Source organism: Cupriavidus sp. P-10 (assembly GCF_003402535.2).
Lineage (GTDB): Bacteria > Pseudomonadota > Gammaproteobacteria > Burkholderiales > Burkholderiaceae > Cupriavidus.
Genome location: NZ_AP025170.1, coordinates 1,157,094 through 1,174,608, shown reverse-complemented (window position 1 = coordinate 1,174,608; position 17,515 = coordinate 1,157,094). Strand labels below are relative to the sequence as shown.

General features: G+C 66.9%; 18 protein-coding genes. 12 read left to right on the top strand and 6 right to left on the bottom strand.

Annotated features, from left to right (window positions below):
• Nucleotides 1-51: 51 nt before the first annotated feature.
• Entirely contained in the window at nt 52-879 is an 828-nt protein-coding gene (locus tag CTP10_RS05470; RefSeq protein WP_116317671.1) for a DNA-3-methyladenine glycosylase family protein, read from the bottom strand.
• On the bottom strand, nt 876-2,264 hold the full coding sequence (cysS, locus tag CTP10_RS05465; RefSeq protein WP_116317670.1) for a cysteine--tRNA ligase: 1,389 nt from the start codon (nt 2,262-2,264) through the stop codon (nt 876-878). Before cysS ends, CTP10_RS05470 begins: the two co-directional genes overlap by 4 nt.
• A gap of 205 nt (nt 2,265-2,469) precedes the next feature.
• Between cysS and CTP10_RS05460 the strand changes: the two genes are divergently transcribed.
• From CTP10_RS05460 to CTP10_RS05445, 4 genes are all read left to right on the top strand, one after another.
• The gene (locus CTP10_RS05460) at nt 2,470-3,225 is read left to right on the top strand and encodes a tetratricopeptide repeat protein (protein ID WP_116317669.1); all 756 of its coding nucleotides are present in this window, start codon (nt 2,470-2,472) and stop codon (nt 3,223-3,225) included.
• Between the two features lie 71 nt (nt 3,226-3,296).
• Nucleotides 3,297-3,881, top strand: a complete 585-nt coding sequence (locus CTP10_RS05455; RefSeq protein WP_116317668.1) for a peptidylprolyl isomerase — start codon at nt 3,297-3,299, stop codon at nt 3,879-3,881.
• 20 nt (nt 3,882-3,901) lie between these two features.
• Nucleotides 3,902-4,402: a peptidylprolyl isomerase gene (locus tag CTP10_RS05450; RefSeq protein WP_116317667.1), complete on the top strand. Its 501-nt coding sequence runs from the start codon at nt 3,902-3,904 to the stop codon at nt 4,400-4,402.
• A 111-nt stretch (nt 4,403-4,513) separates the two neighbouring features.
• On the top strand, nt 4,514-5,311 hold the full coding sequence (locus CTP10_RS05445) for a UDP-2,3-diacylglucosamine diphosphatase (protein WP_116317666.1): 798 nt from the start codon (nt 4,514-4,516) through the stop codon (nt 5,309-5,311).
• Nucleotides 5,312-5,359: 48 nt separating this feature from the next.
• On the opposite strand, the gene cysE is transcribed toward CTP10_RS05445, so the two are convergent.
• Both cysE and CTP10_RS05435 read right to left on the bottom strand, forming a co-directional pair.
• Complete coding sequence (gene cysE, locus CTP10_RS05440; protein ID WP_116317871.1) at nt 5,360-6,103, bottom strand: serine O-acetyltransferase; 744 nt, start codon at nt 6,101-6,103, stop codon at nt 5,360-5,362.
• Nucleotides 6,104-6,417: 314 nt separating this feature from the next.
• Entirely contained in the window at nt 6,418-7,335 is a 918-nt protein-coding gene (locus CTP10_RS05435) for an RNA methyltransferase (RefSeq protein ID WP_199414507.1), read from the bottom strand.
• 125 nt (nt 7,336-7,460) lie between these two features.
• Here CTP10_RS05435 and CTP10_RS05430 point away from each other — a divergent pair, with 125 nt between their 5' ends.
• The 6 genes from CTP10_RS05430 to CTP10_RS05405 all read left to right on the top strand — a co-directional run bounded on the left by CTP10_RS05430 (nt 7,461) and on the right by CTP10_RS05405 (nt 14,314).
• On the top strand, nt 7,461-8,282 hold the full coding sequence (locus tag CTP10_RS05430; protein ID WP_116317665.1) for an inositol monophosphatase family protein: 822 nt from the start codon (nt 7,461-7,463) through the stop codon (nt 8,280-8,282).
• Between the two features lie 226 nt (nt 8,283-8,508).
• On the top strand, nt 8,509-8,724 hold the full coding sequence (locus tag CTP10_RS05425) for a YdcH family protein (RefSeq protein WP_116317664.1): 216 nt from the start codon (nt 8,509-8,511) through the stop codon (nt 8,722-8,724).
• Nucleotides 8,725-8,738: 14 nt separating this feature from the next.
• Nucleotides 8,739-9,854, top strand: coding sequence for a polyphosphate kinase 2 (gene ppk2, locus CTP10_RS05420; protein ID WP_116317663.1), 1,116 nt, complete (start codon nt 8,739-8,741; stop codon nt 9,852-9,854).
• A gap of 63 nt (nt 9,855-9,917) precedes the next feature.
• Nucleotides 9,918-10,352, top strand: a complete 435-nt coding sequence (locus CTP10_RS05415; RefSeq protein WP_116317662.1) for a universal stress protein — start codon at nt 9,918-9,920, stop codon at nt 10,350-10,352.
• A 237-nt stretch (nt 10,353-10,589) separates the two neighbouring features.
• Entirely contained in the window at nt 10,590-13,283 is a 2,694-nt protein-coding gene (gene mutS / locus CTP10_RS05410) for a DNA mismatch repair protein MutS (RefSeq protein WP_116317661.1), read from the top strand.
• Nucleotides 13,280-14,314, top strand: a complete 1,035-nt coding sequence (locus CTP10_RS05405; RefSeq protein WP_116317660.1) for a metallophosphoesterase family protein — start codon at nt 13,280-13,282, stop codon at nt 14,312-14,314. Before mutS ends, CTP10_RS05405 begins: the two co-directional genes overlap by 4 nt.
• 81 nt (nt 14,315-14,395) lie before the next feature.
• Here the strand turns inward: CTP10_RS05405 and CTP10_RS05400 are convergent, their stop codons facing one another.
• Nucleotides 14,396-14,923, bottom strand: a complete 528-nt coding sequence (locus tag CTP10_RS05400; protein WP_116317659.1) for an FKBP-type peptidyl-prolyl cis-trans isomerase — start codon at nt 14,921-14,923, stop codon at nt 14,396-14,398.
• Nucleotides 14,924-14,934: 11 nt separating this feature from the next.
• Here CTP10_RS05400 and CTP10_RS05395 point away from each other — a divergent pair, with 11 nt between their 5' ends.
• Entirely contained in the window at nt 14,935-16,140 is a 1,206-nt protein-coding gene (locus CTP10_RS05395; protein WP_199414506.1) for a cupin domain-containing protein, read from the top strand.
• Between the two features lie 198 nt (nt 16,141-16,338).
• On the top strand, nt 16,339-16,584 hold the full coding sequence (locus tag CTP10_RS05390) for a hypothetical protein (RefSeq protein WP_116317657.1): 246 nt from the start codon (nt 16,339-16,341) through the stop codon (nt 16,582-16,584).
• Nucleotides 16,585-16,672: 88 nt separating this feature from the next.
• Here CTP10_RS05390 and CTP10_RS05385 read toward each other — a convergent pair whose 3' ends face one another.
• On the bottom strand, nt 16,673-17,461 hold the full coding sequence (locus tag CTP10_RS05385; RefSeq protein ID WP_116317656.1) for an MBL fold metallo-hydrolase: 789 nt from the start codon (nt 17,459-17,461) through the stop codon (nt 16,673-16,675).
• Between the last annotated feature and the right edge of the window lie 54 nt (nt 17,462-17,515).

Below are 17,515 nucleotides of genomic sequence, written 5' to 3'. Positions count from 1 at the left end.
CTGCCAGATAGCCTGCAATGCACCTGCTTCTGAATTTTATTGTTCCGATGCCTAGTACGTCACAGGCAACGGGTCCTGACTACGCCACATATACCAGGTTGCCACCGTCCGCCACGGCTCCCAGTTGGCCGCCACCTCGCGCGCCTCGCTGCGCGTGACCGGTTCGCCGCTGAAATAGTTGGCGGAAATTGCATTGATCAGGCCGATGTCGTCGAGTGGCAGCACGTTGGGACGCATCAGGTTGAACATCAGGAACATCTCGGCCGTCCAGCGGCCGATGCCGCGGATCTGCGTCAGCTCCGCGATCACCGCTTCGTCGTCCATCTGCGCCCATTCGGCCACGTGCACCCGGCCTGCCTTGAAGTGGTCGGCCAGGTCGATCATGTATTCCGCCTTGCGCTTGGACAATCCGCAGCCGGCCAGCTTCTCGGTGCCCGCCCGCAGGAACTGTGCCGGCGTCAGCCTGGGGCAGGCCGCGTGCAGGCGCTCCCATACCGACTGCGCCGCCTTGACCGAGATCTGCTGGCCCACCACGGCGCGCGCCAGCGTGACGAACGGATCGCCGCGCGACACCAGGTGCGCGGGGCCGTAGGTCGGAATCATCTTGCGCAGGATGCGGTCGCGCTTCATCAGGTCGGCGCAGGCCTCGTCCCAATAGGCGGGCCGGACCGCGTCGATGACTGTCTCGACCTGCAGCGGTACCGCGTCGGCCTCGGGCAGCACTGCCTTGGCGTTGCGCGTGGACTTGGCCGCCGACTTGCCGTCGGGCAGCGGTGCCTCGCTGGCGCCTGCCTTGGCCGGACGCGGGCCGGACGCCTTCGACCGGCCGGCGGCTGCCGGCACGGTGGCGTTGACAGGCTTGCGCGCGGCAGCGTTCAAGCACGCCTCCACTCGGTCGCACCACCCGGCTTGTCTTCCAGCACGATGCCGGCGGCAAGCAGTTCAGCGCGGATGCGGTCGGCTTCGGCGAAGTTGCGCTCGGCCTTGGCGGCCTTGCGCGCGGCGATGCTGGCTTCGATTTCTTCCGCGCCGGGGCCGTCCTCGGACTTGCCGCCCTGCAGGAAGGTATGCGGATCGCGCTCGAGCAGCCCCAGCGTGCCGGCCAGCCCCTTGAGCTGGCGCGCGGCGGCGGTGGAGCCGGTGCGGTTGATCTCGCTGGCCAGGTCGAACAGCACCGACATCGCGATCGGCGTGTTGAAGTCATCGCCCATGGCTTCGGCGAAGCGCTTCGCGTGCGGCTCTTCCCAGTCGACCGCGCAGCCGCCGGGCTGCGTGTCCTTCAGTGCGGTGTACAGGCGCGTCAGCGCATGGCGCGCGTCGTCCAGGTGCGCGTCGCTGTAGTTCAGCGGGCTGCGGTAGTGCGCGCGCAGGATGAAGAAGCGCACGACCTCGGCGTCGTACGCCTTCAGCACTTCGCGGATCGTGAAGAAATTGCCGAGCGACTTGGACATTTTTTCGTCGTTGATGCGCACGAAACCGTTGTGCATCCACATGTTGACGAACGGCTTGCCGCTGGCCCCTTCCGATTGCGCGATCTCGTTCTCATGGTGCGGGAACTGCAAATCCGCCCCGCCACCATGGATGTCGAAATGCTCGCCCAGCAGCGCGCAGCTCATGGCGGAGCATTCAATGTGCCAGCCCGGGCGGCCGCTACCCCACTTAGAGTCCCACTTGGTCTCGGGCGGCTCGCTGGTCTTGGCGGACTTCCACAGCACGAAGTCGAGCGGGTCCTGCTTGGCGTCGTTGGCACTGACGCGCTCGCCCGCGCGCAGGTCTTCCAGCGACTTGCCGGACAACTTGCCGTAGCCGTCAAACTTGCGCACCGAGTAATTCACGTCGCCATCGCTCGCCTGGTAGGCCAGCCCCCTCGCCTCCAGCTTGCCGATCATGTCAAGCATCTGCGGCACGTAGTCGGTCGCGCGCGGCTCGTGGTCGGGACGGATCACGCCCAGCGCGGCGGCGTCCTCGTGCATGTACTGGATGAAGCGCGTGGTCAGCGCGCCGATGGTTTCGCCGTTCTCGGCGGCGCGGCGGATGATCTTGTCGTCGATATCCGTAATGTTCTGTACATATGTCACCTCGTAACCGGCGGCACGCAGCCAGCGGTGCACCATGTCGAACACCACCATCACGCGCGCGTGGCCGACGTGGCAGTAGTCGTACACCGTCATGCCGCAGACATACATGCGGACCTTGCCGGGTTCGATGGGCACGAATGGCTGCTTCTCACGCGCGAGCGTGTTGTAGATGTTCAGAGGCTGCATGAAACGAAGTGAATGGTCGGGGGAGGCGGCACTGGCGCAATTCCGCCGCGCCCCATATCTTACCGGAAGGCGATGTGCCGGTAGGCCGCGCGCCGGGGGATTTGCCGCGGCCGCCGGCGCTTGCCGACGCTTGCCCGGGCCATGGCTTTAGTGCCGGCCGTGCCGCTTTGCTAGAATGCCGCCGAGTATAACGGACCCGTCTTCAATGAGCCTGCTGCTGCCCTCCTCGCCTATCGCCGCGCTCCCCGCCGCGTCCCCCGCCGCCCTTGCACGCCCGCTCCGCCCGCGTCCGGCACTGGCCGCCGCGGCCGTCCTGGCGCTTGCCGCCGCGCTGGCCGGCCCCGCGCAGGCCCAGCACGGACCGTTGTCGCTGCCCGCGCCCACATCGCCGGTGGATGGCATCCGTTCAACCGACCCCGGCATGACCCAGGCCCAGCAGGCCGCCAACGCGCGCCGCTATGACGACGCCATCAAGGGCTTCGACCGCGTGATCGCGGCCAATCCGCGCAATGCGCAGGCCCGCTTCCAGCGCGCCTGGGCGCTGGCGCAGTCCGGGCGCGAGGACGCCGCCATCCAGGCCTTCACGGAAATGGCCGCGGACTTCCCCGAACTGCCAGAGCCCCACAACAACCTGGCGCTGCTCTATGCCAAGCGCGGCGACCTGAAGCGCGCCGAGGCCGAACTGCTGCTGGCCACCGAGGTCAAACCGGCCTTTGCCATTGCCTACACCAACCTGGGCGACGTCTACCGCCGCCTGGCCGAGCAGTCCTATGCCGAGGCGCTGCGCCGCAACCCGGCCGATACCCGCGCCAGCGCCGGGCTGCGCCAGTTGCGCCCGGAGGCAGCCACCGGCACGCCCGCGGCGACGGGCACGACCGGCACGACCGGGCCCGCGGCCGGCACCCGCAAGCCGGCTCCGGCACAGCGCCCGGCCCCGGCCAGCGCCCCGGCGGCCAACTGACGCCCCTGCCAAGAATGTCCGGGCGCGATGCGCCCGGACCATTTGAATCCCGACTTACCGGAGTTCCATCCATGATCCGTTCCCGTCGCATCGCCCTCGCCGCGCTGACCGCCGGTGCCCTCGCGTTGTCGTCGTTCAGCGCGCTGGCGCAGCAAAAGGCCGCCGAGCGCGTCCAGTTCGTCACCAGCGCCGGCAAGTTCACGGTCGAGCTGTACCCGGACGTGGCCCCCAAGACCGTGGCCAACTTCCTGGAATACGTGAAGAGCGGCTTCTATAGCGGCACCATCTTCCACCGCGTGATCAACGGCTTCATGGTGCAGGGCGGCGGCTTCGACCGCGACATGAAGGAAAAGCCCACGCGTGCGCCGATCCCGCTGGAAGCCCGCGGCGGCCTGAAGAACAAGGCCGGCACGCTGGCCATGGCGCGCACCAGCAACCCCGATTCGGCCACCGCGCAGTTCTTCGTCAATGTGGTGGATAATCCGAGTCTCGACTACCCGCAGCCGGACGGCAACGGCTACGCAGTCTTCGGCAAGGTGGTGGAAGGCATGGACACGATCGACAAGATCAAGACCGTGCCGACCACGGCCTACGGCCCCATGCGCAATGTGCCGGCCTCGCCGATCGTGATCGAGTCGGCCACTGTCGTCAAATAACACACCGTACAGAGGAAACCATGTCCAAGGTCCAACTCCAAACCAACCAGGGTGTCATCGTCATCGAACTCGACGCCGAGAAGGCGCCGAAATCGGTCGAGAATTTCCTGTCGTACGTCCGCAAGGGCCACTATGACAACACCATCTTCCACCGCGTGATCAAGAACTTCATGGTCCAGGGTGGCGGCTTCGAGCCCGGCATGAAGCAAAAGGGCACCGACGCACCGATCGAGAACGAAGCCGGCAACGGCCTGAAGAACGACCGCTACACCGTGGCCATGGCACGCACCAACGCGCCCCACTCGGCCACCGCGCAGTTCTTCATCAACGTGGTCGACAACGACTTCCTGAACTTCACCTCACCGACGCCGCAGGGCTTCGGCTACGCCGTGTTCGGCAAGGTGGTGGAAGGCACCGATGTGGTCGACCAGATCAAGGGCGTGCGCACCGGCAGCTCGGGCTTCCACCAGGACGTGCCGCTGGAAGACGTGGTGATCGAGAAGGCTACCGTCGTCGAGTAATCGTCGAGTAATCGTCGACTAACGCGCCGACTAAAGCGTCGAGCAAGCCATGCCCCCTGATTGCGGTTACGCGCGCCCGGCCCTGCCGGCATCTTCTTCCCGACCCCGCGCATGACCGCAATCCCCCGCACGCCGGTGGCCGGTCCCTTCGAGGTACAGGCGCCGGCGTGGTTCATTTCAGACCTCCATCTCACGCCCGGCATGCCGCGCACGCTGGCAGCCTTCGAGCGCGCGCTCGAGCGCGCGGCACACGACGCGCGCACGCTGTTCATCCTGGGCGATTTCTTTGAATTCTGGATCGGCGACGAGGAAACCGACTCGCCGTTCGCACAACGCGTGGCCGGCGCCCTGCGCGCGCTGGCCGCGCGCGGTGTTGCCGTCTACCTGATGCACGGCAACCGCGACTTCCTGCTTGGCGCACGCTTTGCTGCCGCCGCGGGCGCGAAGCTCCTGCCCGACCCCACGGTGATCGATTGCTCCGGCCAGCGCGTGGTGCTCAGCCACGGTGACATGCTGTGCATCGACGACGAGCGCTACAACCGTTTCCGCCGCTGGACCCGCAAGCGCTGGGTGCAGCGGCTGTTCCTGGCGCTGCCGCTGCGTACGCGATTGGGGATCGCGCAGAAATTGCGCGCGGACAGCGAAGGCAACCGCGCACGCCAGGCCGCCTCGGGCAATGGCGTTCGGATGGTCTACGGCGACGTGGCGCCCGCCGCCGCGGCCGAACTCTTTGGCATGGCCGGCGCGAGGTTGATGGTGCATGGCCACACCCATCGCCCGGCGCGCCACGAAGACGATGCCGGCGTGCGCTGGGTGCTGACTGACTGGGACCTGGACGGGCGCCATCCGCGCGCGGCCGTGCTGCAGCTCGACGGCGGCGGATTCCGGCTGCTGCCGCAGACTGACTGAGATCGCGCCTCAGAAAAAAAGCGGCCGTTGCCGGCCGCCTTCTTCCTTTTACTTCATCAGCTTGCGCAACTCGCTCGCATCGAAGCGATCGTTCGGCGTTTTTTCCAGATGCTCGCCCAGCCGGTCGAGCGCCGCCAGCACGGTCTCGATGCGCTCATGCTGGCGCGCGGCATTGTCGATCAGGCTCTTGAGCGCCAGCGACACCGGATCGTCCGCATTCGGCGTGATGCCGTAGGCCGAGAACTCCTGCTTGGCGCCCTGCTGCGCCGCCGGCGCATCGGGCAGGATGATGCGTGCCGGGATGCCCACCGCGGTCGCGCCAGGCGGCACCGGCTTGAGCACCACCGCGTTCGAGCCCACGCGCGCGCCGTCACCCACCACGAAACCGCCCAGCACCTTGGCGCCCGCGCTCACCACCACGTTCGCGCCCAGCGTCGGGTGCCGCTTCTGGCCCTTGTACAGCGAGGTGCCGCCCAGCGTCACGCCCTGGTAGATGGTGCAGTCATCGCCGATCTCGGCGGTCTCGCCGATCACCACGCCCATGCCGTGGTCGATAAACACCCGGCGCCCCAGCTTCACCGCCGGATGGATCTCGATGCCGGTCAAAAAACGCGACCAGTGCGAGATCCAGCGTCCCAGCCAATGGAAGCCCGTGTTCCAGCACGCGTGTGCAAAGCGGTGGAAAACCACGGCGTGCAGGCCGGGGTAGCAGGTCAGGACTTCGAGGCGGCTGCGCGCGGCGGGATCGCGCAGCATGATCGTGTCAATATCTTCCTTCAGGCGAGAGAACATCTTGGTCGTGTCGTGTTGCCGCGCCGTGCGCCGCGCCACGCAAGGCTTGCGCCTGGGGCAGGGTCGCCGGCGAGGTCGGTGGCCGGTGGAGACGGATCAGGGAGTGTAAGTGATTTGCGGCCGGCGTTCTGGCGCCGGCCATTGGCCCCGGATCCGTCAGGGATTTTGCAGCGGCAGTGCGACGATCAACATCGCCCCGGCACGCGCCAACCCGCCGCGACGGGCCGACAGCGTGCGCGCTTGCCGCGTACGCCTGCGTCGTCCAGCCTCGAAATGCCGCGGGTTGCTGCCACTGTGCTTGCTCCTCTGCTCGCTTACTCTTTCCGGTCCGGTGCCGGCCGGCGCTGGGTCATCAGCATGTGCTTGGCGATGCCGCGCAGGATGTTCACTTCCTCGCGCTCCAGACCGCTGCGGGCCAGCAGCCGCCGCAGCCGCGTCATCAGCTTGCGCGGATTGGCGGGATCGAGAAAGCCGATTGCCTCCAGGCCCGACTGCAGGTGTCCGAACATGGCCTCGACCTGCTCGGCCGTGGCGGGCTCACCAGCATAGCCGATATTGGCGCCCGCGTCCGGCGCCGCCGCGCCGGCCGGAGCAGCGTCCAGCAGCGCCAGCCGCATCTCGTAGGCGACCAGCTGCACCGCCTGCGCCAGGTTGAGCGAAGTGTATGCGGGGTTGGCGGGGATATGGGTGACCGCCATGCAACGCTCGACCGCTTCGTTAGGCAAGCCGTAGCGCTCGTTGCCGAAGACAAAGGCAATGTCGCCGCTGCCGGCCAGCGTCTGGCAGGCGCGCGCTGCCGCGGCGCGCGGCAGCAGCCGGGGCGGGCCGAACTCGCGCTGGCGCGCGGTCATGGCTACGGTCAATGCCGCGCCGGCCAGCGCCGCGTCGATCTGGTCGACGATGACGGCACCGGCCAGCACATCGTCGGCGCCGCTGGCCATGGCGATGGCATCGGCGTGCCGCAGCACGTCAGGCTCGCGCGGCGAGACCAGCACCAGGCTGCCGAAGCCCATGGTCTTGATCGCGCGCGCCACCGAGCCGACGTTGCCCGGGTGGCTGGTCTCGACCAGCACGAAACGCACGCGCCCGAAGGCATCGGCGCCGGCCGTGGGTGACGCATCAGGCCGGCCAGCGGGCTGGCTCGTATCATTTGCCGGGTTCATATACAATTCGGGATTCTTCTTTGGCACGGCGCCAGGTTTTTGCTCGCCCGCGAGATCTTCGCGGCACATTTTGCACAAGACCGGCGACGGGCCGACGTTCTTCTACAATCCGTTGTGTTGTCAGCTGCCCATGAGCGGGCGCGCGGTGCCATGAGCACCCCGCCGCTTCCTCGTGAGCCGGCCTGGAGAGATTCATGCATCCGATGCTCAATATCGCCGTCAAGGCGGCCCGCAAGGCGGGATCCATCATCAACCGCGCGTCGCTCGACGTCGATCTGGTGCGCGTCTCGCGCAAGCAACACAACGATTTCGTTACCGAGGTCGACCGCGCCGCCGAAGCCGCGATCATCGAGATCATCCGCACCGCCTACCCGGAACACGCCATTCTAGCGGAAGAGTCCGGCCAGTCCTGGGCCGAGGGCGAAGACGCCCACGAATACACCTGGGTCATCGACCCGCTCGACGGCACCACCAACTTCATCCACGGCTTCCCGCAGTTCGCGGTCTCGATCGCCCAGCTGCACCGTGGCACGCCCGTGCAGGCGGTGGTCTACGACCCGACCCGCGACGAGCTGTTCACCGCCAGCAAGGGCGCCGGCGCCTTCCTGAACAACCGCCGCATCCGCGTGACCCGCCGCGACAAGCTGGCCGACTGCCTGATCGGCACCGGCTTCCCCTTCCGCGACATGGAAGGCCTGGAAGAATACCTCGAGATCTTCGCGCTGATGACGCGCAGCTGCGCTGGCCTGCGCCGCCCGGGTGCTGCCGCGCTGGACCTGGCCTATGTCGCCTGCGGCCGCCTGGATGGCTTCTTCGAGAGCGGCCTGAAGCCGTGGGACATGGCCGCCGGCATGCTGCTGATCACGGAATCAGGCGGCCTGGTTGGCAACTACAACGGCGAGCCGCGCCAGATGGAGCAAGGCGAAGTCCTCGCAGGCAACCCCAAGGCTTTTGCCCAGATGGTGCGACTGCTGTCGCGGTACTCGCTCGACAACGCCAAGCCGGCCACTGCCTGAGTCCGCGGCATGTCCTGACGGGCATTGCCAAACACAAACGCCCGCCGCGCCCCGGCGGGCGTTTTGCTTTCCAGCTGCTGCGCTTGCCGGCGCGCAGAGACTAGTCGCATATTTCCCGCCGCCCCGGCCGACCATGATCCGCGTCAAGGTCGCACCGCCCTGCTCTCCCCAGAATGAATCCATGCGCCACGCCCCGTGCGCGCGGATCAAGCCGAGGAGAGCCCGCATGTTTCCCGAATACCGCGACCAGATCTCGCTCCTGAAGACGCAGGACGCCCATTTCGCCCGCCTGTTCCATCGCCACAATGCGCTGGACCAGGAGATCCACAACATGGAGTCCGGACTGGTTCCGTCCTCGGGCTTCGAGATCGAGCGGCTGAAGAAGGAAAAGCTGCAGATCAAGGACCAGCTCTACCGGATCCTCCGCCAGCGCGCGGCCTGAACGGAGGACCGCAGATGACCGATCGCGACACGCCTGCCGCCAACCCCCGCACCCCTTCGCAGGCCCGTAGCCGCCCTGCCGCACGCGGCGATGTACTGCCGACCAATACGGCCCTGTCCGCCGAGCGCAATGAAGTCAGCGGCGCCGTCGACGCTGCCGTGCAGGTGGCCGCCAGCAGCATGCAGGACATTCTCGCCAGCCGCGCCGGCCAGGGCGCCAGCATGCTCGACGCCATGCGCACGCTGCTCGACGGACTCGCTCCGGATGAGGCCGCGCAGCTGCGCAGCCTCATCCTGGAGGGCGACCCCGGTACCTGGCAGGCGGGCCGCCGGCGCCATCCCGACGACGAACTCGCGGCCGGCTGGCGCGACGGCGCCTACCCGTACCAGAACCTGATGTCGCGCCGCAATTACGAAAAGCAGAAATACCGCCTGCAGGTCGAGTTGCTCAAGTTCCAGGCCTGGGTGCGCGAGACCGGGCAGCGCGTGCTGATCCTGTTCGAAGGCCGCGACGCGGCCGGCAAGGGCGGCACCATCAAACGCTTCATGGAACACATGAACCCGCGCGGCGCGCGCGTCGTGGCATTGGAAAAACCGACGGAATCCGAACGCGGCCAATGGTATTTCCAGCGGTACGTGCAGCACCTGCCGGCCGCCGGTGAAATCGTGCTGTTCGACCGCTCCTGGTACAACCGCGCCGGCGTCGAGCACGTGATGGGCTTCTGCTCCCCGCGCGAGTACCAGGACTTCCTGCAGCAGGCGCCTGAGTTCGAGCGCCATCTGGTGCGCAGCGGCATCCACCTGTTCAAGTTCTGGTTCTCGGTCAGCCAGAAAGAGCAGCGCCGCCGCTTCCGCGAGCGCGAGATCCACCCGCTCAAGCAGTGGAAGCTCAGCCCGGTCGACATTGCTTCGCTCGACAAATGGGACGAATACACGCACGCCAAGGAGGCGATGTTCGCGCATACCGACACCGCCGACGCACCCTGGACCGTGATCCGCTCCGATTGCAAGAAGCGCGCGCGGCTGAATGCGCTGCGCTTCATCCTGTCGCGCTTTCCGTATGCCAACCGGGACACCACCGCCATCGGCCAGGCCGATCCGCTGATCGTCGGGCGCGCGCTGGCCAACTGATTCCTGGCGGCAACGCAGGACGCCGCCCCAACCCTCTCGTCTCCCTCACCTGAAAAGGACGTTATGTTCAAGCACATCCTGCTCCCCGTCGACGGCTCCGAGCTTTCGCACAAGGCCGTTTCCGCAGCCATCCAGTTTGCCCGCACCGCGGCGGCGCGGCTCACGCCCTATATGTGCGTGGAGAGCTATCCCTATGTGCTGTCCAGCGACAGCTCGCACGAAAAGCGAGAGGTGTACCAGCAGCGCGTGGAAGCCGAGGCGCGCCAGGAACTCGCCAAGGTCGAGAGCGCGGCCGCGCTGGCCGGCGTGCCCTGCACCGGCCACGTCTCCAGCGCCTCGGTACCGTACCAGGGCATCATCCATGCCGCCAGGGAACTGGGCTGCGATGTCATCTTCATGGCATCGCACGGGCGCAGGGGCCTGAGCGGGCTGCTGCTGGGCAGCGAAACGCAGAAAGTGCTGACCCATAGCGACATCCCGGTGCTGGTGTTCCGCTGATCGGCGGCCGGCACGCGCGTGGCCCTGTTCGCGGCACATCGGCGCGGCACATCGGCGGCGGCACCGTGCTGTACCATATCGCCCATATTCGAAAACGCCCCTTCGTGCCGCGGCCACAGGCCGCCGGACCAGCGCCCGGCCGCCCCCGCGGGGGCGCTTTTCCGGGACACGCAAGGCGGCGCTCCGAGCGGATCGGGCGGCACAACGCAGGCCCACCGCCAGACAGGCTAAATGGCAATGGGATTGCAGAAGAAAACCGACCCTGAACAGGCACAGGCAGACGCCGCAGGCAGCCGCCACACGCCCATGATGCAGCAATATTTGCGCATCAAGGCAGACCACCCCGCCACCCTGCTGTTCTACCGCATGGGTGACTTCTACGAGCTGTTCCACGACGACGCCGAGAAGGCCGCGCGCCTGCTCGACATCACGCTGACCGCGCGCGGCGCCTCGAATGGCGTGCCGATCCGGATGGCCGGCATTCCCTTCCATTCGGCGGACCAGTACCTGGCCCGACTGGTGAAGCTGGGCGAGTCGGTGGCGATTTGTGAGCAAATCGGCGATCCCGCCACCAGCAAGGGGCCGGTGGAGCGCAAGGTAGTGCGCATTGTCACGCCGGGCACGCTGACCGACGCGGCGCTGCTGCCGGACAAAGTGGACACCTTCCTGATGGCGGTGCACCAGCAGACCACGCGGCGCGGCATCAGCAAAACGGGTCTGGCGTGGCTGAACCTGGCCAGCGGCGAATTGCGCCTGATGGAGTGCGAGGTTGCGCAGCTGGGCCGCGAGCTGGAGCGCATCCGCCCGGCCGAGCTGCTCTATGCCGACGGTATCGACCTGCCGGCGCTCGATTGCGCGCGCACGCGCCTGCCTGAATGGCACTTCGACCAGGACGCCGGTTCGCGCCGCCTGCGCGAGCAACTGGGCGTGGCCAGCCTAGATCCATTCGGTTGTGCCGGGCTGGGCGCTGCGATCGGGGCCGCCGGCGCGCTGTTGAACTACGCCGCCACCACGCAGGGCCAGTCGCTGCGTCATGTGCAGGGCCTGAAAGTCGAGCGTGAATCGGAATACATCGGCCTGGATTCGGCCACGCGCCGCAACCTGGAGCTGACCGAGACCCTGCGCGGCGGCGAGTCGCCGACACTGTTCTCGCTGCTGGATACCTGCTGCACCACGATGGGCAGCCGCGCGCTGCGTCACTGGCTGCACCACCCGCTGCGCGACCCGGCCGTGCCTCAGGCGCGGCAACAGGCCATCGGCGTGCTGATCGACCAGGGCACCGATACGCTGCGCGCCGCGCTGCGCCGGCTGGCCGACGTCGAGCGCATCACCTCGCGGCTCGCGCTGCTGAGCGCGCGCCCGCGCGACCTGTCCTCGCTACGCGATACGCTGCGAGCGCTGCCCGACGTGCAGGCCTGCATCCGCGACGAACAGGACAGCGCGCTGCTGGCGCAGACGCTGCAGGATCTGGCCGTGCCGCAGGCGTCCCTGGACCTGCTGGTGCGCGCGGTCGCAGAAGAACCCGCCACCGTGGTGCGCGACGGCGGCGTGATCGCACGCGGCTACGACACCGAACTCGACGAGCTGCGCGATATTTCCGAGAACTGCGGCGAGTTCCTGATCGACCTGGAAGCGCGCGAACGCACGCGCACCGGCATTGCCAACCTGCGAGTCGAGTTCAACCGCGTGCACGGCTTCTATATCGAGGTCACCAATGGCCAGGCCGACAAGGTGCCTGACGACTACCGCCGCCGCCAGACGCTGAAGAACGCCGAGCGCTACATCACGCCCGAGCTGAAGTCGTTCGAGGACAAGGCGCTGTCGGCGCAGGACCGCGCGCTTGCGCGCGAGAAGCAACTCTACGACGGCCTGCTGCAGTCGCTGCTGCCGCATATCGGCGAGCTGCAGCGCGTGGCCGGCGCGCTGGCGCGCCTCGACGTGCTGGCGGCACTGGCCGAGCGCGCGCAGACGCTCGACTGGTCCGCCCCCGAACGCGTGCGCGAGAACGTGATCGATATCGTGCAAGGTCGCCACCCGGTCGTGGAAGGCCAGCTGGCGGCGGAATCGGTGGCGTTTATCGCCAACGACTGCCAGCTCAACGAAGCGCGCAAGCTGCTGCTGATCACCGGCCCCAACATGGGCGGTAAGTCGACCTTCATGCGCCAGACCGCGCTGATCGTGCTGCTGGCCTGCGTGGGCGCCTACGTGCCGGCGCGACGCGCCATGATCGGGCCGATCGACCGCATCTTTACCCGCATCGGCGCTGCCGACGACCTGGCGGGCGGGCGCTCCACCTTCATGGTGGAGATGACCGAAGCCGCCGGCATCCTGCATCACGCCACGCCGTCGTCGCTGGTGCTGATGGACGAGATCGGCCGCGGCACGTCCACCTTCGACGGCCTGGCGCTGGCGTGGGCGATCGCGCGCCACCTGCTGTCGCACAACCGCAGCCATACGCTGTTCGCAACCCACTATTTCGAGCTGACGCAGTTGCCGCAGGAATTCCCGCAGGCCGCCAACGTGCACCTGTCGGCGGTGGAGCACGGCGACGGCATCGTGTTCCTGCACGCGGTGCAGGACGGCCCTGCCAGCCAGAGCTATGGCCTGCAGGTGGCGCAACTGGCCGGCGTGCCGCAGCCGGTGATCCGGGCCGCGCGCAAGCACCTGGCGTGGCTGGAGCAGCAATCGGCCGATGCCACGCCCACGCCGCAGCTCGACCTGTTTGCCGCGCCGACGGTGCCGGACACCGACGGCGACGAGGACAACAGCTATACGATGGCCGCGCCGCAGCCGGCCGCACTGGCACCGGAACATGCCGCGCTGATCGACACACTCGCCGACCTGGATCCGGACAGCCTGACGCCGCGTGCCGCGCTCGATGCGCTGTACCGGCTCAAGGCGCTTGCAGGCGAGGCGGTCGGCACGGCATGAACGCCACGCGCCGGCACGCCGGCCGGATCCTCGCCGCGGCACTACTGCTGTGCGCGGCAAGCACCGCGTTGCCGGCACCGGCCGGGCGCGGCAGCAAGCCTGCGCCCAAGCCCAAGGTGATCCGCATCGCGCTGATCGCCGACCTGCCGCAATGGCCTGCCGCCGAAGCCAATGCCACCGCCCTGCTCGACAGCTTTGCCGAACGCAAGCTCGACTTCGTGATCCACGCCGGCGGCATCAAGGGCGATACCGAATCCTGCAGCGACTCGATCCTGACCAGCCGCCAGCAGCTGCTGGCCCAGTCGCCGTTGCCACTGCTCTATGTGCCCGGCGAAACCGACTGGGCCGAATGCCGGCTCCCGGTCAATGGCAAGTTCGACGCGGTCGAGCGGCTGAACCGCCTGCGCGAGCTGTTCTTCCCCGAAGACGCCACGCTGGGTCAGCATCCGCGGCCGGTGTTGCGGCAGTCCGACCAGGCCCTGTTCCGCACCTTCCGCGAGAACGTTCGTCTCGCCCTGGGCGACATCCTGATCGTCGGCCTGAACGTGCCTGGCGACAACAACCACTTCCGCAACGAGGGCGGGCGCAACAGCGAGTTCGAAGACCGGCGCGAGGCCAACCGGCAGTGGCTGGCGCGTGCGTTCTCGCTGGCGCGGCAGCGCGACATGAACGGCATCGTCGTGGTGGCCCATGCCGATCCGCAATTCGCCAACGGCTGGGAAAAGAAAGGCCGCCCGACGCTGCTGGACGGCTTCATGCGCCACCGCACGCGCGACGGCTACCTGGAGTTCAAGCGGCAGCTGCGCGACCTGAGCGCGCGTTTTCCCGGCCAGGTGCTGCTGGTGCATGCGGGCGAGAATGGCTTCGGCATCGACAAGCCGCTGCGCGACAGCGCAGGCAAGGTGCTGCAGAATTTCACGCGCGTCTCGCTGCCGAACAACACGATGGCGCAATGGACGGAGCTCGTGATCACTCCGAACGCGGCGGCGCCGTTCTCGATATCGCTCAGGGACGCACCAACCACGCCCTGAGCCGCCGGGCCCGCGCTGGGCTCGCGCCAATGAAAAAAGCCGGCTGAGCCGGCTTCCTTCATGGATCACGCAGGCGCTGGATCAGTGCAGCGTGCGCGGGGTATCGTCGTCCTCGTCCTCGTCCACCACCTCGACGCCCGAGGCGCCGTGGGCGTGGCCATGCTCGATTTCCTCGGCGGTGGCTTCGCGAACTTCAGAGACCTTCAGCCAGAAGCGCAGCGCCATGCCGGCCAGCGGGTGGTTGCCGTCCAGGACCACCTTGTCTTCGGCCACGTCGGTCACGGTGTAGATGACGGAGTCGTCTTCATCGCCGTCCTCGGGCATGCCTTCGAACTGCATGCCGACTTCCAGCGGCTCGGGGAAGCGGTCGCGCGGTTCGACCTTGACCAGCTCAGCATCGTAGTCGCCAAAGGCATCTTCGGGCTCGAGCTGCAGTTGGGTCTCGAAGCCGGCGTCATGGCCGTCGAGCGCTTCCTCGATCTTGGGGAACGTGCCATCATACCCGCCGTGCAAATAGACCATGGCTTCATCTGACTCCTCGATCAGATTGCCTTGCGTGTCCGACAGCTTGTACATCACGGACACTACCGTGTTCTTAGCGATTTTCAATTCTTGACTCCATGAACGATTCCGCATTATACGCGCAGGCCCTGCCCCCTGGCCCCGTCGATCCAGACACTCCGCTCGACCTGCTTGGTGGCATGACGCCGGCTGCATTCATGCGGGATGTCTGGCACCGCAAGCCTCTGCTGATTCGACAGGCGGTACCCGGAATCGTGCCGCCTGTGTCGCGCGATGCGCTTTTCGACCTTGCCGATCGCGACGAAGTCGAATCGCGCCTGGTGACGCACTTCCGCAATCGCTGGAAGCTCGAACATGGTCCATTTGCGCGCGAAAACCTACCTTCCGTCAAGACCCGTCAGTGGACTTTGCTGGTTCAGGGCGTGAACCTGCACGACGCCGCCGCCGCGGAACTGATGGGACGCTTCCGCTTCGTGCCCGACGCACGGCTGGACGACCTGATGATCAGCTACGCATCGGACGGCGGTGGGGTCGGTCCGCACTTCGACTCCTACGACGTGTTCCTGCTGCAAGTCTCGGGCCGGCGCCGCTGGCGCATCTCGTCGCAGACCAGCCTCGAGCTGGTTCCCGACATGCCGCTGAAGATCCTTGCCGATTTCAGCGCAGAAGAGGAATGGGTGCTGGAGCCGGGCGACATGCTGTACCTGCCGCCGCAGTACGCCCACGACGGCGTGGCCGAGGGGGAATGCATGACTTGCTCGATCGGCTTCCGCGCCCCGGCCTACCGCGAACTGGCCGGGCACTTTCTCGCCTGGCTGTCAGAGACGGTGGAAGACAACGAAGACCTGACCGGGCGTTACGCCGATGCCGGCGAACGTGCGGCGACCAAGCCCGCGCAACTGCCCGCCGGCATGGCCAAGGCAGTCGCCGAACGGCTCAAGGCACTGCAATGGAATACGCAGATGGTGTCGGAATTCCTTGGCTCGCATCTGTCCGAACCCAAGCCCGGAGTTGAATTCGCCGAAATAGCCGACCTGCCACAGCGCCGTTATGAGAAACTTGCGGCCCACCATGGCGTTGTTCTTGCGTCCGCCTCGATCGCACTTTACGACCGGAACAATTTCTTCCTCAATGGCGAAGCCTACGAGCCGCCAGCCGAATTGATGCCGTGGCTGAAAAAGCTGGCCGATAATCGCCACCTTAGTGGCGACGATGTTAGCGCATGTGCCAGCCTTCCCGACCTGATGGAGACATTTCATCACTGGACGCAGGAGGGATGGCTACAATTGGGCCCCCTGCTGTAATAATGCGTAACATTGCAATTCAGCAAATTTCGGCGCTACACAAGCCGGGAAAACGCGGATATAATCGTCGGCTGGCTAGTACTGCGGACCACTGCATTGTCGGCACCCGGGAGGGCCTCTATTTTGCAGTTCAAGAGCGATAATTACCGGTAATTATTCATCGCCTGTTTTTCGTTATTACAAGTTAAAGGACGAACAATGAAGAAGTCTCTCCTGATCGCATCGCTGCTGGCCGCTGTTGCCCTCGCCGCTTGCGGCAAGAAGGAAGAACCGGCTGCTCCGGCCGCTGACACGGCTGCTCCGGCTGCCGCCGCTCCGGCTGCTGAAGCTTCGGCTCCGGCTGCTGAAGCCCCGGCTGCTGCTGCCGCTGCTGACGCTTCGGCCCCGGCTGCTGACGCCTCGGCTCCGGCTGCTGACGCTTCGGCTCCGGCTGCCAAGCAATAATCGCCAGCAGTACTCGGTTCCGACCGATAAAAAAACCGGCCTTCGGGCCGGTTTTTTTATTGGCGCTGCAAAGCGCATCGTGCGCCGATCAGGTGCGCACCGTCTGCCAGTCCAGACCCAATTCCTGATCCGCCACCAGCACCTCCGACGGCAGTGCGCCCAGTGCAGCCGCCAGCGCGCCCGTAGCCAATTCGCGCGTGTTGTTTTGCTTGCTCAGGTGCGCCGCCACGACCCGGTTCAGGCCCGCATGCGCGACCTGCACGAGGATGCTCGCGGCCACCTCGTTGGCCAGATGGCCGAAGTCACCGCCAATTCGCCGTTTCAGCGATGCCGGATAGACCGAGTTGCGCAGCATCTCGCGGTCGTGGTTGCACTCCAGCACCAGCGCGTCGACACCTGACAGGCGCGCCGTCACATAGGGCGTTTCCATGCCCGCGTCGGTCAGCACGCCCAGCCGCGACTGGCCATCGGACAGCACGAACTGCAGCGGCTCGCGCGCGTCGTGCGGCACCGTGTACGGCATCACCTGGACGCCGCCGATGGCAAAGGCGTGGTCGGCGCCGCAGACACGCACATCGGCGACATCCGCGCCGCGCATGTGCGAGGTCGCAAGCCAGGTTCCGTGACTGGTGTAGACCGCCAGCTGGTGCCGCGCCGCAAAGGCGTAGGCAGAACCGACATGGTCGCCATGCTCGTGCGTGACCAGCACGGCGTCGAGCTGGTCCGGCGTGACACCCAGGCGCTCCAGGCGCCGGGCGGTCTCGCGGATGCCGAAGCCGCAGTCCAGCAGCACGCGCGTGGTGGTGGTGTCTTCGCGGGATTCGATCAGCAGCGAGTTGCCCTCGCTGCCGCTGCCAAGGAAGGCGAAGCGCATCATGGCCGCGCCCTCCCCGCCATGCAGTTGGCAGGCCGGCCAGGACGGCCGGCGGTG

Coding starts and splice junctions, on each gene's coding strand:
- cysS (WP_116317670.1), bottom strand. CDS start 2,264: ATGCAGCCTCTGAACATCTACAACACGCTCGCGCGTGAGAAGCAGCCA.
- CTP10_RS05460 (WP_116317669.1), top strand. CDS start 2,470: ATGAGCCTGCTGCTGCCCTCCTCGCCTATCGCCGCGCTCCCCGCCGCG.
- CTP10_RS05455 (WP_116317668.1), top strand. CDS start 3,297: ATGATCCGTTCCCGTCGCATCGCCCTCGCCGCGCTGACCGCCGGTGCC.
- CTP10_RS05450 (WP_116317667.1), top strand. CDS start 3,902: ATGTCCAAGGTCCAACTCCAAACCAACCAGGGTGTCATCGTCATCGAA.
- CTP10_RS05445 (WP_116317666.1), top strand. CDS start 4,514: ATGACCGCAATCCCCCGCACGCCGGTGGCCGGTCCCTTCGAGGTACAG.
- cysE (WP_116317871.1), bottom strand. CDS start 6,103: ATGTTCTCTCGCCTGAAGGAAGATATTGACACGATCATGCTGCGCGAT.
- CTP10_RS05435 (WP_199414507.1), bottom strand. CDS start 7,335: ATGTGCCGCGAAGATCTCGCGGGCGAGCAAAAACCTGGCGCCGTGCCA.
- CTP10_RS05430 (WP_116317665.1), top strand. CDS start 7,461: ATGCATCCGATGCTCAATATCGCCGTCAAGGCGGCCCGCAAGGCGGGA.
- CTP10_RS05425 (WP_116317664.1), top strand. CDS start 8,509: ATGTTTCCCGAATACCGCGACCAGATCTCGCTCCTGAAGACGCAGGAC.
- ppk2 (WP_116317663.1), top strand. CDS start 8,739: ATGACCGATCGCGACACGCCTGCCGCCAACCCCCGCACCCCTTCGCAG.
- CTP10_RS05415 (WP_116317662.1), top strand. CDS start 9,918: ATGTTCAAGCACATCCTGCTCCCCGTCGACGGCTCCGAGCTTTCGCAC.
- mutS (WP_116317661.1), top strand. CDS start 10,590: ATGGGATTGCAGAAGAAAACCGACCCTGAACAGGCACAGGCAGACGCC.
- CTP10_RS05405 (WP_116317660.1), top strand. CDS start 13,280: ATGAACGCCACGCGCCGGCACGCCGGCCGGATCCTCGCCGCGGCACTA.
- CTP10_RS05395 (WP_199414506.1), top strand. CDS start 14,935: ATGAACGATTCCGCATTATACGCGCAGGCCCTGCCCCCTGGCCCCGTC.
- CTP10_RS05390 (WP_116317657.1), top strand. CDS start 16,339: ATGAAGAAGTCTCTCCTGATCGCATCGCTGCTGGCCGCTGTTGCCCTC.
- CTP10_RS05385 (WP_116317656.1), bottom strand. CDS start 17,461: ATGATGCGCTTCGCCTTCCTTGGCAGCGGCAGCGAGGGCAACTCGCTG.